Below are 12,813 nucleotides of genomic sequence, written 5' to 3'. Positions count from 1 at the left end.
CGCCTATCTAACAGGCCCCGCCGGGGAGTTCACAGCTTGCGCAGGCGCAGCCGCTGGACCTTGTGGTCGGGGCCCTTGCGGACGACCAGGGTGGCTCGGCCGCGAGTCGGGGCGATGTTCTCGATGAGGTTGGGCCGGTTGATGGTGCGCCACTGGGTGCGGGCGTAGTCGAGGGCCTCCTCCTCCGACACCTGGGTCCACTTGCGGAAGTACGAGTCGGGGTTCTGGAAGGCCGTCTGGCGCAGCTTCTTGAAGCGGTTGAGGTACCAGCGCTCGACGTCCTCGGGGCTGGCGTCGATGTACACGCTGAAGTCGAAGTAGTCGGCGAGGCCGACGCGGGTGCGGCCGTCCTTGCCGGGGAGGGCGGGCTGCAGGACGTTCAGGCCCTCGACGATCAGGATGTCCGGGCGGCGGACCACGAGCTTCTCGTCCGGGACGATGTCGTAGATGAGGTGGGAGTAGACGGGGGCCGTCACCTCGTCCTTGCCGGCCTTGATGTCGGCGACGAAACGGGTCAGGGCCCGGCGGTCGTACGACTCCGGGAAACCCTTTCTCGACATCAGACCGCGGGCCTGGAGCTCCTTGGTGGGGAGCAGGAAGCCGTCCGTCGTCACGCGCTCGACGCGCGGGTGCTCGGGCCAGCGCGAGAGCAGGGCCTGCAGGAGCCGGGCGACGGTGGACTTGCCACCGGCGACCGAGCCCGCGACCCCTATGACGAAGGGGGTGCCGGACTGGGCGCCCTGTTCGCCGAGGAAGGTGTTCAGCGCGCCTCTGAGGCCGTCCGTGGCGCCGACGTAGAGGTTGAGGAGGCGGGAGAGCGGGAGGTAGATGTCCCGCACCTCGTCGAGGTCGATGACATCGCCCAGGCCGCGCAGCTTCTCGACCTCCTCGGCGGTGAGCGGGAGCGGCGTCTTGTCGCGCAGCGCGCTCCACTCGGAACGGGTGAGGTCGACGTAGGGAGTCGCCTCCGGCCTTGGCCGGTGGGCGCTCCGGGGCATCGAGGAGACCGGAGAGATCACAGTCCATTGTTAACGGAGTTTGAACGGGATGGCGGGTGGGGTCCGTCACGCCTCCACTACGGCTCCGGTGTGCGGCGCGGTGAGCTGCGCGGAAAGGCGCTCGTACGGCCGTGGGAATTTCCGAAATCGGGCAGGGGGAGGCGGGTTTGGGTGCTGTCCGGGTGGTTGTTTGCCCTTAGGGTGCGGCGCATGTGCGGAATCGTGGGTTATGTGGGGTCGCAGTCGGCGCTCGATGTCGTGATGGCCGGACTGAAGCGGCTGGAGTACCGGGGATACGACTCGGCGGGGGTCGCCGTGCTGGCGGACGGGGGGCTGGCGGCCGCGAAGAAGGCCGGGAAGCTCGTCAATCTGGAGAAGGAGCTCGTCGACCGGCCGCTGCCGACCGGCGGGACGGGGCTCGGGCACACCCGCTGGGCCACACATGGCGGACCGACCGACGCGAACGCGCATCCCCACCTCGACAACGCGGGACGGGTCGCGGTCGTCCACAACGGGATCATCGAGAACTTCGCGTCTCTGCGGGCCGAGCTGGCGGAGCGGGGGCATGCGCTGGCCTCCGAGACCGACACCGAGGTGGTCGCGCATCTGCTGGCCGAGGAGTTCTCGGCGTGCGCTGATCTCGCCGAGGCGATGCGGCTGGTGTGCCGGCGGCTGGAGGGGGCGTTCACGCTGGTCGCGGTGCACGCGGATGAGCCGGACGTGGTGGTGGGGGCGCGGCGGAACTCGCCGCTCGTGGTGGGTGTGGGCGAGGGGGAGGCCTTTCTGGCGTCCGATGTCGCCGCCTTCATCGCCCATACGCGATCGGCGGTCGAACTCGGCCAGGACCAGGTCGTCGAGCTGCGCCGGGACGGGGTGACCGTCACCGGGTTCGACGGACGTCCGGCGGAGGTCCGGTCGTACCACGTGGACTGGGACGCCTCGGCCGCGGAGAAGGGCGGCTACGACTACTTCATGCTCAAGGAGATCGCCGAGCAGCCGAAGGCGGTCGCCGACACCCTGCTGGGGCGGATCGACGCGGACGGTTCGCTGACGCTGGACGAGGTGCGGATCAGCGCGTCCGAGCTGCGGGAAGTGGACAAGGTGGTGATCGTCGCGTGCGGTACGGCGTTCCATGCGGGGCTCATCGCCAAGTACGCCATCGAGCACTGGACGCGGATTCCCTGCGAGGTGGAACTGGCGAGCGAGTTCCGGTACCGGGATCCGATCCTCGGGGCGCGCTCGCTGGTGATCGCCATCTCGCAGTCCGGGGAGACCATGGACACGCTGATGGCGTTGCGGCACGCGCGCGAGCAGGGGTCGAAGGTGCTGGCCATCTGCAACACGAACGGTTCGACGATCCCCCGTGAGTCGGACGCGGTGCTGTACACGCATGCCGGGCCCGAGGTGGCGGTGGCGTCGACCAAGGCGTTTCTGACGCAGCTGGTGGCCTGCTATCTGGTGGCCCTGTATCTGGGGCAGGTGCGGGGGACCAAGTGGGGGGACGAGATCTCCGCCGTCATCCGGGACCTTTCGCAGATCTCCGCGGAGGTCGAGCAGGTGCTGGAGACCATGGAGCCGGTGCGGGCGCTGGCGCGGTCGCTGGCCTCGAAGGACACCGTGCTGTTCCTCGGGCGGCACGTGGGGTATCCGGTGGCGCTGGAAGGGGCGTTGAAGCTCAAGGAGCTCGCCTACATGCATGCCGAGGGGTTTGCGGCGGGGGAGCTGAAGCACGGGCCGATCGCCCTGATCGAGGAGGATCTGCCGGTGGTGGTGGTCGTGCCGTCGCCCCGGGGGCGGTCCGTTCTGCACGACAAGATCGTGTCCAACATCCAGGAGATCCGGGCTCGGGGTGCACGGACGATCGTGATCGCGGAGGAAGGGGACGAGGCGGTGGTGCCGTACGCCGACCATCTGATCCGGATTCCGGCCACGCCTACGTTGCTGCAGCCCCTGGTGGCGACGGTGCCGTTGCAGGTGTTCGCGTGTGAGCTGGCGACGGCTCGGGGGAACGAGGTGGATCAGCCGCGGAACCTGGCCAAGTCGGTGACGGTGGAGTGAGCCGGGCGGTCGCCTCCTCGTAGGGTGCTCCGCATGAGCATCATCGGTGTCGGGATCGACGTGGCGGAGATCGAGCGGTTTGCGGCGTCGTTGGAGCGGACGCCTGGGATGGCGGCGCGGCTGTTTCTCGACAGCGAGTTGTTGTTGCCCAGCGGGGAGTGGCGGGGGATCGCCTCGCTCGCCGCCCGGTTCGCCGCCAAGGAGGCCTTGGCAAAGGCGCTGGGGGCGCCGGGCGGGCTGCAGTGGACCGATGCCGAGGTGTACGTGGAGGACAGCGGGCAGCCCCGGGTCCGGGTCACCGGCACTGTGGCGGCGCGGGCCGCTGAGCTCGGGGTGCGGGCGTGGCATGTGTCGCTGAGCCATGACGCGGGGGTGGCCTCGGCGGTGGTGATCGCTGAGGGGTGAGCTCCTCGGGTTCGTGCCGCACGGGCTTCGCGGATCGCGAAGTTCGTCACGCGTGGAGGAGACTCGGACGCATGCGTACTGCGTACAGCGTGGAGACGGTCAGGGCGGCCGAGCGGGAGCTCATGGCGCGGTTGCCGGAAGGTGCGTTGATGCAGCGGGCGGTGGCCGGGCTGGCCGCCGCCTGCGCTGACTTCCTGGGGCGGGTGTACGGCAGCCGGGTGGTGCTGCTGGTGGGGAGCGGTGACAACGGCGGGGACGCGTTGTACGCGGGGGCGCGGCTGGCCCGGCGGGGGGCGGGGGTCACGGCGGTGCTGCTCGCGCCGGAGCGGGCTCATGGCGGGGGGCTTGCGGCCTTGCGGCGGGCCGGGGGTGTGGTGGTCGGGGTCGGTGGCGGTTCCGGTGACGCCGGTTCTGGTTCCGGTTCCGGTGGTGGTTCCGGTGGTGGTGGTCGTGTGGAGGAGGCGATTCTGCGGGCCGATCTCGTGCTCGACGGCATCGTCGGGATCGGGGGTAAGGGCGGGCTGCGGCCGGAGGCGGCCGCGTTGGCGTCGGTCGTCGAGGCGTCCCGGGCCGGTGTCGTGGCCGTGGATCTGCCCAGTGGGGTCGATGCCGACACGGGGGAGGTGCGGGGGGCCGCGATCCGGGCCGACCTGACCGTCACCTTCGGGACGCACAAGCCGGGGCTGCTGATCGATCCGGCCCGGGAGTACGCCGGGTCCGTGCGGCTCGTCGACATCGGGTTGGAACCGCCGCCCGGCGACGCCGAGCTGGAGGCGCTGCAGCATGCGGACGTGGCCGCGCTGCTACCGGTGCCGGGGGTGGAGAGCGACAAGTACCGGCGGGGGGTCGTCGGGATCGCCGCCGGGTCCGCCCGGTATCCGGGGGCCGCCGTGCTGGCCGTGGCCGGGGCGTTGCGGGGCGGAGCCGGGGCTGTGCGGTACGTCGGGCCCGCCGCGGAGGCCGTCATCGCCCGGTTTCCCGAGACGCTGGTGTCGGATCAGGGGCCGAAGCGGGCCGGGCGGGTACAGGCGTGGGTCGTCGGGCCGGGGATCGGGGACGACGCGGCGACCGTGGCGGAGGTGCTGTCCGCGGACGTGCCGGTGCTGGTCGACGCGGACGGGCTGCGGCTGGCGGACGCCGATGCGGTGCGGGGGCGGCTCGCGCCGACGCTGATGACTCCGCATGCCGGGGAGGCGGCGGCGTTGCTGGGGGTGGCGCGGGAGTCGGTCGAGGGGGCGCGGCTGGAGTCCGTACGGGAGTTGGCGGGGCGGTACGGGGCGACGGTGCTGCTGAAGGGGTCGACGACCTTGGTTGCCGACTCGGGGGGTGGGGCGGTGCGGGTGAATCCGACCGGGACGTCATGGCTGGCCACGGCGGGGAGTGGGGACGTGTTGTCGGGGCTGGCGGGGTCGTTGCTGGCGGCGGGGCTGTCCGCGGTGGACGCGGGGAGTGTGGCGGCGTATCTGCATGGGCTGGCGGGGCGGTTCGCGGCGGAGGGGGCGCCGGTGGGGGCGCAGGATGTGGCGGAGGGGGTTCGGGGGGCCTGGCGGGATGTTCGGGGTGGGTAGGGGTGCGCGGCGGGCTTTTTCGCCCCCGCCGCCCCTTCCCGTTCCCGTCCCTGGGGGCTCCGCCCCCAGACCCCCGTCGGCCCTTGAGGGGCCTCGTCCTCAAACGCCGGACAGGCTGACGGTGACCCCTGGTCAATAAGGGTGACCCCGCCGCGCGGCATCCCCGGGCTCATCCGTCGTCGCGTTTCTCTGATCGCATGATCAGCAGACGTATCGCCCGTCAGAGTGCCGCAGTGCTCCTCGTCGCCGTCACCGTCCTCCCCGTGGCCACCGCGGGGACCGCCGTCGCCGAACCCGCGCCCCCCGCCTCCGGCCCCGAGGCCGAGCTCGTGCCCGGGGAGTATCAGCCCTGGCAGGTCGACACCCCGGATCAGGTGCTCGCGCCGCAGGTCTATGCGCCCACCGCCGAGGAGGATGCCGTCGAGCCTGCCGACGCCGCGCCGGGGACGTACGACCTCGTCGAATATGTGCCGTTGGGCGATGCGGTGGCCCGGGTGGCGTGTACGAAGTCGCGGGGGCCGTTTCAGCGGCAGGTGGAGCGGTGGCTGAAGTTGAAGGTGGACGGGAAGCAGTCGAAGGGCGACTGCAAGGTCATCCGGGCCTTCCAGGTCGAGCAGAAGATCAAGCCGGCGATCGGGTTCGCGGGGCCTGTCACCTGGGCTCGGATGCAGTATCTGTCCGCCAGGGAGAATCCCAACGCAGCCAAGAAGTGTCCTGTGCGGAGCTATCGGGTCGCCTGTGTCGATCTCACTCGGCAGATCACCTGGGTGCAGAAGGGGAAGAAGGTGGTCTTCGGGCCGGTGCCGATGCGGAGCGGGCGGGTCGGGGACCGGACGCGTACAGGGTGGTTCAAGGTCTACTGGAAACACAAGAACCATGTGTCCACGCTGTATCACCAGCCCATGCCCTATGCGCAGTTCTTCAGCGGCGGGCAGGCCTTTCACGCCGTCTACGGCAGCATTTTCACCACCGTCGGGTCCATGGGGTGCGTCAATCTGCGGCTCGGGGACGCGCGGAAGCTGTGGGGTGTGCTGAAGAAGGGTGATCGGGTCTATGTGTGGGGGCGCAGAGCCGGGGGCTAGGGCCTGTCCGGAGGGACTGTCCGACCCCTCTGAGAGACTGGGGGCGCCATGAGTGAGAACCCTGCCGTGCCGAGCGCGCCGCTGCGTGCTCGCGCCGAGATCGATCTGGCCGCCCTGCGGGCCAACGTGCGGACCCTGCGCGCCCTCGCGCCGGGGGCGGCCCTGATGGCCGTCGTGAAGTCCGACGCGTACGGCCACGGGGCGGTGCGGTGTGCCCGGGCGGCCGTCGAGGCGGGGGCGACCTGGCTGGGCACGGCGACGCCCGAGGAGGCTCTGGAGCTGCGGCGGCAGGGGTTCGACGACGTACGCATCATGTGCTGGCTCTGGACTCCCGGCGGGCCGTGGCGGGAGGCCGTCGAGGCCGGTCTCGATGTCGCCGTGAGCGGGATGTGGGCCCTGGAGGAGGTCGTCGAGGCCGCCAAGGGGGCCTCACGGGCCGCCCGTGTCCAGCTCAAGGCCGACACCGGGCTCGGGCGGAACGGATGTCAGCCGGGGGAGGACTGGGACCGGCTCGTCCGGGCCGCGCTGAGCGCCGAGCGGGACGGACTGGTCCGCGTCACCGGGCTCTGGTCGCACTTCGCCTGCGCCGACGAACCCGGCCACCCCTCCATCGCCGCCCAGCTCGACCGGTTCCGGGAGATGGTCGCGCACGCCGAACAGGCCGGTGTCCGGCCCGAGGTGCGGCACATCGCCAACTCGCCGGCCACGCTCACGCTGCCCGAGGCGCACTTCGATCTCGTACGGACCGGGGTCGCCGTCTACGGCATCTCGCCGAGCCCCGAGATCGGCAGCTCGGCCGAGCTCGGACTACGCCCGGTGATGACGCTCACCGCGTCCCTCGCGCTGGTGAAGCGGGTTCCGGGGGGTCACGGCGTCAGTTACGGGCATCACTACGTCACGCCCGGCGAGACCACCCTCGGGCTGGTGCCGGTCGGATATGCGGACGGGATCCCGCGGCATGCCTCCGGTGCCGGGCCGGTCCTGGTCGGCGGGAAGTGGCGGACCGTCGCGGGGCGCATCGCGATGGACCAGTTCGTCGTCGACCTCGGCGGGGACGAGCCCGAGCCCGGGTCGGAGGCGATCCTCTTCGGGGCCGGCGACCGGGGTGAGCCCACCGCCGAGGACTGGGCACAGGCGGCCGGGACGATCGCGTACGAGATCGTCACCCGGATCGGAAGTCGGGTCCCCCGCGTCTATGTGAATGAGGGACAAGCGGGGTAACCGCTTCAGCAGCACGTCATCAGCAGCACGCCTTCGGAAGCACAGCTTCGGAAAGCACAATCTCGGCAGTACATCATCGGCAACACACCATTGCCGGCACAGCACTTGTAGCAAGCCAACAGCAGTCCACCAGTTCCGGCAGTCCGGTGAAGAGGAGCGGTACGTGAGCGAGAGCAGCGCGGAGGCTGTCATGGCCGTCGCCTCCGCCGCCACGGGGGCGACCGGGAACTGGCGCAGGGCGACCGGGATCGCGGGCGCCGCGATAGGCGTGGTGGCGGCCGGGGCGGCCGCCGGTGTCGCCATCGAGCGGATGACCGTCGGACGCGGCATGCGCAAGAAGGCGCGGCTCGCGCTGGACTCCGCCGGGCCGTACGGCGCGCTGCGCGGGACGCCCGGCAAGGCGTACGCCGATGACGGCACCGAGTTGTACTACGAGGTCGACGACGTCGAGCCGGAGGGCGGGTCCGCGCCGCGCCGGCGCCGGCTGTTCGGTCGCAAGGCGCCGTTGCCCGTCACCGTCGTGTTCAGCCACGGCTACTGCCTCAGCCAGGACTCCTGGCACTTCCAGCGGGCCGCGCTGCGGGGCGTCGTACGGACCGTGTACTGGGATCAGCGCAGCCACGGTCGGTCCGGGCGCGGGGCGCGGCAGGTGCGGGACGGGGTGCCGGTCGACATCGAGCAGCTGGGGCGGGATCTGAAGGCCGTCGTCGACGCCGCCGCGCCGGACGGGCCGCTCGTGCTCGTCGGGCACTCGATGGGCGGGATGACCGTGATGGCCCTGGCCGACCAGTATCCCGAGCTGATCCGGGACCGGGTCGTCGCCACCGCGTTCGTCGGTACGTCGTCCGGGAGGCTCGGCGAGGTCAACTTCGGGCTGCCGGTCGCCGGGGTGAATGCCGTGCGGCGGATCCTGCCCGGGGTGCTGAAGGCGCTGGGGCAGCAGGCCGCGCTGGTGGAGAAGGGGCGGCAGGCGACCGCCGATCTGTTCGCCGGGATCATCAAGCGGTACTCGTTCGCGTCGCGGGATGTCGATCCGGCCGTCGCGCGGTTCGCCGAGCGGATGATCGAGGGGACGCCGATCGACGTGGTCGCGGAGTTCTATCCGGCGTTCACCGATCACGACAAGACCGAGGCGCTCGCCCACTTCAAGGGTTTCCCGGTGCTCGTGCTGGCCGGGATCGGCGACCTCGTCACGCCCAGCGAGCACAGCGAGGCCATCGCCGGGCTGCTGCCCGACGCCGAGCTGGTGCTCGTGCCGGACGCCGGGCATCTGGTGATGCTGGAACACCCGGAAGTGGTCACCGACCGTCTCGCCGACCTCCTCACCCGCGCGGGGGCCGTGCCGGCAGGGGCTACCGTGGGTGGCTATGGAACCAGCAGCACCGCACAGCCCGGCTGAGCCGACCGAGCTGACCGTCACCTCCCCCGAGCAGATGCGCGAACTGGGCCTGAAACTGGCCAAACTGCTGCGCGCCGGGGATCTGGTGATGCTCAGCGGGGAGCTCGGCGCGGGCAAGACGACGCTGACCCGGGGGCTCGGGGAAGGGCTCGGGGTCCGGGGCGCCGTCACCTCGCCGACCTTCGTCATCGCCCGGGTGCATCCGTCCCTGGGGGACGGGCCGCCGCTCGTCCACGTCGACGCGTACCGCCTCGGCGGCGGGCTCGACGAGATGGAGGATCTCGATCTCGATGTCTCGCTGCCCGATTCGGTGATCGTCGTGGAGTGGGGTGAGGGCAAGGTCGAGGAGTTGACGGACGACCGGCTCCAGGTCCAGATCCACCGGGCCGTCGGGGACACCACGGACGAGGTGCGGCATGTGACGCTGACCGGGCTCGGGGGCCGCTGGGCGGCCGTCGACCTCGGGGTGCTGGCCGCCTGACCCTCTGGCCTCTGGTCCCCTGTCCGCGGTCCCTGTCCGCGATCCGTAGTCCCGGTCCGCGATGCGCTTGAGGATCGGTGGATGAATATTCCGACAAGACGTCGGCAAGTTATTGCATTTGCGGTCGTGTGCGTGGTCACATGGTATCCAGTTCGTAGTTAGGTCTACCTAACTACGCCTGCCCCCGGTGCTCAGGAGGCGTCCATGTCGGCCACGGAACGAGACGAGACGGCGCCGCGTACGGCATCCGCGGTGTCCGCGGTGCCCATGCGTGACCTGCTGGCGGCGTGTGCCGCCGCGAACGCGATCTCCACACCGCCACGGGTGCCGGACCGGGAGACACTCCAGCCGCACGGGACCGAGCAGCGCCGAGCCGCCTAGCGGATCACCGGATCACGGTCACTTTCTGACCGATCGTGGCGAAGTCCCACATCGCGTTGCCGTCCTCGCGGGACTCCCTGATGCCGCCCGTCCGCACGGTCGGGTCGGTCTCCGGCGCCGTGCCGCCCACCGCCGCGCTGAAGCCGATCGTCACGCCGTCGACGCTGGTGAAGCGGACGACGTGCTCGATGGGCGTGCCGTCGGTGCCGGTGACCGAGTTCGAGCGGGACGTGACGTAGTAGGAGCCCGGGGCCGGGTCGACCGAGCCGGGGGTGACCGCGAACGTGCGCCGGACCCTGTCGTCGGCGCCGACCAGCCAGACCCGGTCGTCGTCCACCGAGTAGACGACCCGTTCACCCTTGCCGGAGGCGGCGGGCAGGGCGGTGGGGTGCTTCGTGTCGCGCGGCGCCTTCGAGGCGGCCGCCGCGGTGTCGCCGGTCGTGTGCCGGGTGCCGAGGGAGGCGGGCACCGTCGCCGAGGCCTGGTAGGCGAGGACACCGACCGTGATCAGGGCCGCCGCGGTGAGTCCGGTCACGATCCCGGCGTTGGTGCTTGGCACGGTCGTCCACCTTGTTGTCGTACGGCGTGATCCTCGGTGACGTTAGCAGTCGGTGAGCGTCCGACCGGGGCGGCGATACGTGCGGCGCGGGAGCCGTAGGCTGTTTGCGTGCTCTTGCTCGCTCTGGATACCGCCACCCCCGCCGTGACCGTCGCGCTGCACGACGGGACGGATGTCATCGCCTCGTCGAGTCAGGTGGACGCGCGCCGGCACGGGGAGCTGCTGCTGCCGGCCGTCGACCGTGTGCTCGCCGAGGCCGGGCTGAAGCTCGACGCCGTCACCGGCATCGTCGTAGGGACCGGGCCCGGCCCCTACACCGGACTGCGCGTCGGGCTCATGACCGCCGACACCTTCGGGCTCGCCCTCGGCGTCCCCGTGCACGGTGTGTGCACGCTCGACGGGCTCGCCCATGCCGCCGACATCGAGGACGGCCCCTTCGTCGTGGCCACCGACGCCCGGCGCAAGGAGGTCTACTGGGCCCGCTACGCCGACGCGCGGACGCGGGTCACCGAGCCCGCCGTCGACCGGCCCGCCGACATCGCCGAGGCCGTGAAGGGCCTGCCCGCCGTCGGGGCCGGTGCGCTGCTCTACCCCGACACTTTTCCGGACGCGCGTGAGCCCGAGCATGTGTCGGCCGCCGCGCTCGCCGCGCTCGCCGCCGAGCGGCTGGCCGCCGGGCAGGAACTCGACGCCCCGCGGCCGCTGTATCTGCGCCGGCCCGATGCGCAGGTGCCGAAGAACTACAAGGTGGTCACCCCCAAGTGACCGCGGTGCTGCGCGAGATGCGCTGGTGGGACATCGATCCCGTGCTGGAACTGGAGAAGGACCTCTTCCCCGAGGACGCCTGGTCGCGGGGCATGTTCTGGTCCGAGCTGGCGCATGCGCGGGGCGCTTCGGCCACCCGGCGGTACGTCGTCGCCGAGGACGGCGGACGGCTCGTCGGGTACGCAGGGCTCGCCGCGTCCGGGACTGCATCTGATAGCGGCTCCGCCGCGGGGGCGGACGTACAGACCATCGCCGTCGCCCGGGACCACTGGGGCACCGGCCTCGGCGGACTGCTGCTGACCGAACTGCTGCGGGCGGCCACCGCCTTCGAATGCGCCGAAGTGATGCTGGAGTGCCGGATCGACAACGTCCGCGCGCAGAAGCTGTACGAGCGGTACGGCTTCGAGGCGATCGGGTTCCGGCGCGGCTACTACCAGCCCGGCAATGTCGACGCCCTGGTCATGCGCCTGACCATGCAATCCGACAGCGGCTCCGCCGCGGGTTCAACCTCCGAACAAGGAACCGAGATCAATGGCTGACGAACCCCTCGTCCTCGGCATCGAGACCTCCTGCGACGAGACCGGCGTCGGCATCGTCCGCGGCACGACCCTGCTCGCGGACGCCATCGCCTCCAGCGTCGACGAGCACGCCCGCTTCGGCGGGGTCGTGCCCGAGGTCGCCTCGCGCGCGCATCTGGAAGCGATGGTGCCGACCATCGACCGGGCGCTGAAGGAGGCGGGGGTGAGCGCGAGGGACCTCGACGGCATCGCCGTCACCGCCGGTCCCGGTCTCGCCGGCGCCCTGCTGGTCGGTGTCTCCGCCGCGAAGGCGTACGCGTACGCGCTGGGCAAGCCGCTGTACGGGGTCAACCACCTCGCCTCCCATATCTGTGTGGACCAGCTGGAGCACGGGCCGCTGCCGGAGCCGACGATGGCGCTGCTGGTCTCCGGGGGCCACTCCTCCCTGCTGCTGTCGAGCGACATCACCTCCGATGTGCGGCCCATGGGCGCCACCATCGACGACGCGGCCGGTGAGGCCTTCGACAAGATCGCGCGCGTGCTGAACCTCGGGTTCCCCGGCGGTCCGGTCATCGATCGGTACGCCAAGGAGGGCGACCCGAACGCGATCGCCTTCCCGCGCGGGCTCACGGGGCCGCGCGACCCGGCGTACGACTTCTCCTTCTCCGGGCTGAAGACCGCCGTGGCCCGCTGGATCGAGGCCAAGCGGGCCGCCGGTGAGGAGGTGCCGGTGCGGGACGTGTCGGCTTCCTTCCAGGAGGCGGTCGTGGACGTGCTGACCCGGAAGGCGGTGCGGGCCTGCAAGGACGAGGGCGTCGACCACCTGATGATCGGCGGCGGGGTCGCCGCCAACTCGCGGCTGCGGGCGCTCGCCCAGGAGCGGTGCGAGGCGGCCGGGATCCGGCTGCGGGTGCCGCGGCCGAAGCTGTGCACGGACAACGGGGCGATGGTGGCCGCCCTGGGCGCGGAGATGGTCGCGCGCAACCGGCCCGCCTCCAGCTGGGACCTGTCGGCGGACTCCTCGCTGCCGGTGACGGATCCGCATGTCCCCGGCCACGATCATGTGCACGAGGTCAGCAAGGAGACTGCATTCAACAGCGGCTCCGCCGCGGGCTACTCGTGACGGTCGCGTTGATGTGGGAGGCGCGGGCCGTCGAGGGGCGGGGCGCGGAACTGCTCGCCTGGGCGCGGGCACAGGAGCTGGCGGTCGCGCCACTGCGGCGGGAGACCTTCCGGGCGCCTCAGGACCGGGTGCTCGTCATCACGTGGTGGGACGCGGAGTACGACGCCGAGCTGCCCGAACTACCGGAGCCGGACGGCGGGTTGGTGAGCCGGGCCGTGCATCGGTGGCGGTTCGAGTCGGTGCAGGGCTAGCGGG

Annotated in this window: 14 protein-coding genes; 12 read left to right on the top strand and 2 right to left on the bottom strand. The window is 71.3% G+C overall.

Translation table 11 applies throughout. From position 1 onward, the window contains the following. Positions 1-29: 29 nt before the first annotated feature. Positions 30-1,019, bottom strand: coding sequence for a type I pantothenate kinase (gene coaA, locus PH203_RS22435; protein ID WP_354671254.1), 990 nt, complete (start codon positions 1,017-1,019; stop codon positions 30-32). Between the two features lie 189 nt (positions 1,020-1,208). Here coaA and glmS point away from each other — a divergent pair, with 189 nt between their 5' ends. The 8 genes from glmS (at position 1,209) to PH203_RS22395 (ending at position 9,593) form a co-directional block, all read left to right on the top strand. After that, entirely contained in the window at positions 1,209-3,056 is a 1,848-nt protein-coding gene (gene glmS, locus PH203_RS22430) for a glutamine--fructose-6-phosphate transaminase (isomerizing) (protein WP_289922153.1), read from the top strand. Positions 3,057-3,089: 33 nt separating this feature from the next. Then, on the top strand, positions 3,090-3,461 hold the full coding sequence (locus PH203_RS22425) for a holo-ACP synthase (RefSeq protein WP_289922151.1): 372 nt from the start codon (positions 3,090-3,092) through the stop codon (positions 3,459-3,461). A gap of 71 nt (positions 3,462-3,532) precedes the next feature. Continuing rightward, complete coding sequence (locus PH203_RS22420; protein WP_289922149.1) at positions 3,533-5,029, top strand: NAD(P)H-hydrate dehydratase; 1,497 nt, start codon at positions 3,533-3,535, stop codon at positions 5,027-5,029. Between the two features lie 197 nt (positions 5,030-5,226). Further along, positions 5,227-6,111 carry a L,D-transpeptidase gene (locus PH203_RS22415; protein WP_289922147.1) on the top strand — a complete coding sequence of 295 codons (885 nt, stop codon included), beginning with the start codon at positions 5,227-5,229 and terminating at the stop codon, positions 6,109-6,111. Between the two features lie 48 nt (positions 6,112-6,159). Then, positions 6,160-7,332 (top strand): alanine racemase, encoded by a 1,173-nt coding sequence (gene alr, locus PH203_RS22410; protein ID WP_289922146.1) that lies wholly within the window; start codon positions 6,160-6,162, stop codon positions 7,330-7,332. A 163-nt stretch (positions 7,333-7,495) separates the two neighbouring features. Continuing rightward, positions 7,496-8,731, top strand: coding sequence for an alpha/beta hydrolase (locus PH203_RS22405; protein ID WP_289922145.1), 1,236 nt, complete (start codon positions 7,496-7,498; stop codon positions 8,729-8,731). Continuing rightward, positions 8,700-9,212: a tRNA (adenosine(37)-N6)-threonylcarbamoyltransferase complex ATPase subunit type 1 TsaE gene (gene tsaE / locus PH203_RS22400; protein ID WP_289922144.1), complete on the top strand. Its 513-nt coding sequence runs from the start codon at positions 8,700-8,702 to the stop codon at positions 9,210-9,212. Before PH203_RS22405 ends, tsaE begins: the two co-directional genes overlap by 32 nt. Positions 9,213-9,416: 204 nt before the next feature. Next, positions 9,417-9,593 carry a hypothetical protein gene (locus tag PH203_RS22395; protein ID WP_289922143.1) on the top strand — a complete coding sequence of 59 codons (177 nt, stop codon included), beginning with the start codon at positions 9,417-9,419 and terminating at the stop codon, positions 9,591-9,593. A 4-nt stretch (positions 9,594-9,597) separates the two neighbouring features. On the opposite strand, the gene PH203_RS22390 is transcribed toward PH203_RS22395, so the two are convergent. After that, a complete protein-coding gene (locus PH203_RS22390) occupies positions 9,598-10,152 on the bottom strand; it encodes a hypothetical protein (protein ID WP_289922142.1) in 555 nt (184 codons plus the stop codon). Positions 10,153-10,260: 108 nt separating this feature from the next. On the opposite strand from PH203_RS22390, the gene tsaB reads away from it, so the two are divergent. Genes tsaB through PH203_RS22370 form a run of 4 tightly spaced genes read left to right on the top strand, consistent with a single transcriptional unit; the run spans position 10,261 to position 12,809 of the window. Then, on the top strand, positions 10,261-10,917 hold the full coding sequence (tsaB, locus tag PH203_RS22385) for a tRNA (adenosine(37)-N6)-threonylcarbamoyltransferase complex dimerization subunit type 1 TsaB (protein ID WP_289922141.1): 657 nt from the start codon (positions 10,261-10,263) through the stop codon (positions 10,915-10,917). A gap of 17 nt (positions 10,918-10,934) precedes the next feature. After that, positions 10,935-11,456 carry a ribosomal protein S18-alanine N-acetyltransferase gene (gene rimI / locus PH203_RS22380; RefSeq protein ID WP_289922464.1) on the top strand — a complete coding sequence of 174 codons (522 nt, stop codon included), beginning with the start codon at positions 10,935-10,937 and terminating at the stop codon, positions 11,454-11,456. Next, a complete protein-coding gene (gene tsaD / locus PH203_RS22375) occupies positions 11,449-12,558 on the top strand; it encodes a tRNA (adenosine(37)-N6)-threonylcarbamoyltransferase complex transferase subunit TsaD (RefSeq protein ID WP_289922140.1) in 1,110 nt (369 codons plus the stop codon). Before rimI ends, tsaD begins: the two co-directional genes overlap by 8 nt. Then, positions 12,555-12,809, top strand: coding sequence for a hypothetical protein (locus PH203_RS22370; protein WP_289922139.1), 255 nt, complete (start codon positions 12,555-12,557; stop codon positions 12,807-12,809). The genes tsaD and PH203_RS22370 overlap by 4 nt, the downstream gene beginning before the upstream one ends. Positions 12,810-12,813: the final 4 nt, after the last annotated feature.

This window comes from Streptomyces sp. S.PB5 (genome assembly GCF_030403745.1).
Classification (GTDB): Bacteria; Actinomycetota; Actinomycetes; order Streptomycetales; family Streptomycetaceae; genus Streptomyces.
The sequence above is the reverse complement of the archived record's forward strand: the minus strand, read 5'-3'. Positions and strand labels throughout refer to the sequence as shown.

Coding starts and splice junctions, on each gene's coding strand:
- PH203_RS22420 (WP_289922149.1), top strand. CDS start 3,533: ATGCGTACTGCGTACAGCGTGGAGACGGTCAGGGCGGCCGAGCGGGAG.
- PH203_RS22425 (WP_289922151.1), top strand. CDS start 3,090: ATGAGCATCATCGGTGTCGGGATCGACGTGGCGGAGATCGAGCGGTTT.
- rimI (WP_289922464.1), top strand. CDS start 10,935: ATGCGCTGGTGGGACATCGATCCCGTGCTGGAACTGGAGAAGGACCTC.
- tsaD (WP_289922140.1), top strand. CDS start 11,449: ATGGCTGACGAACCCCTCGTCCTCGGCATCGAGACCTCCTGCGACGAG.
- PH203_RS22415 (WP_289922147.1), top strand. CDS start 5,227: ATGATCAGCAGACGTATCGCCCGTCAGAGTGCCGCAGTGCTCCTCGTC.
- alr (WP_289922146.1), top strand. CDS start 6,160: ATGAGTGAGAACCCTGCCGTGCCGAGCGCGCCGCTGCGTGCTCGCGCC.
- tsaE (WP_289922144.1), top strand. CDS start 8,700: ATGGAACCAGCAGCACCGCACAGCCCGGCTGAGCCGACCGAGCTGACC.
- PH203_RS22395 (WP_289922143.1), top strand. CDS start 9,417: ATGTCGGCCACGGAACGAGACGAGACGGCGCCGCGTACGGCATCCGCG.
- glmS (WP_289922153.1), top strand. CDS start 1,209: ATGTGCGGAATCGTGGGTTATGTGGGGTCGCAGTCGGCGCTCGATGTC.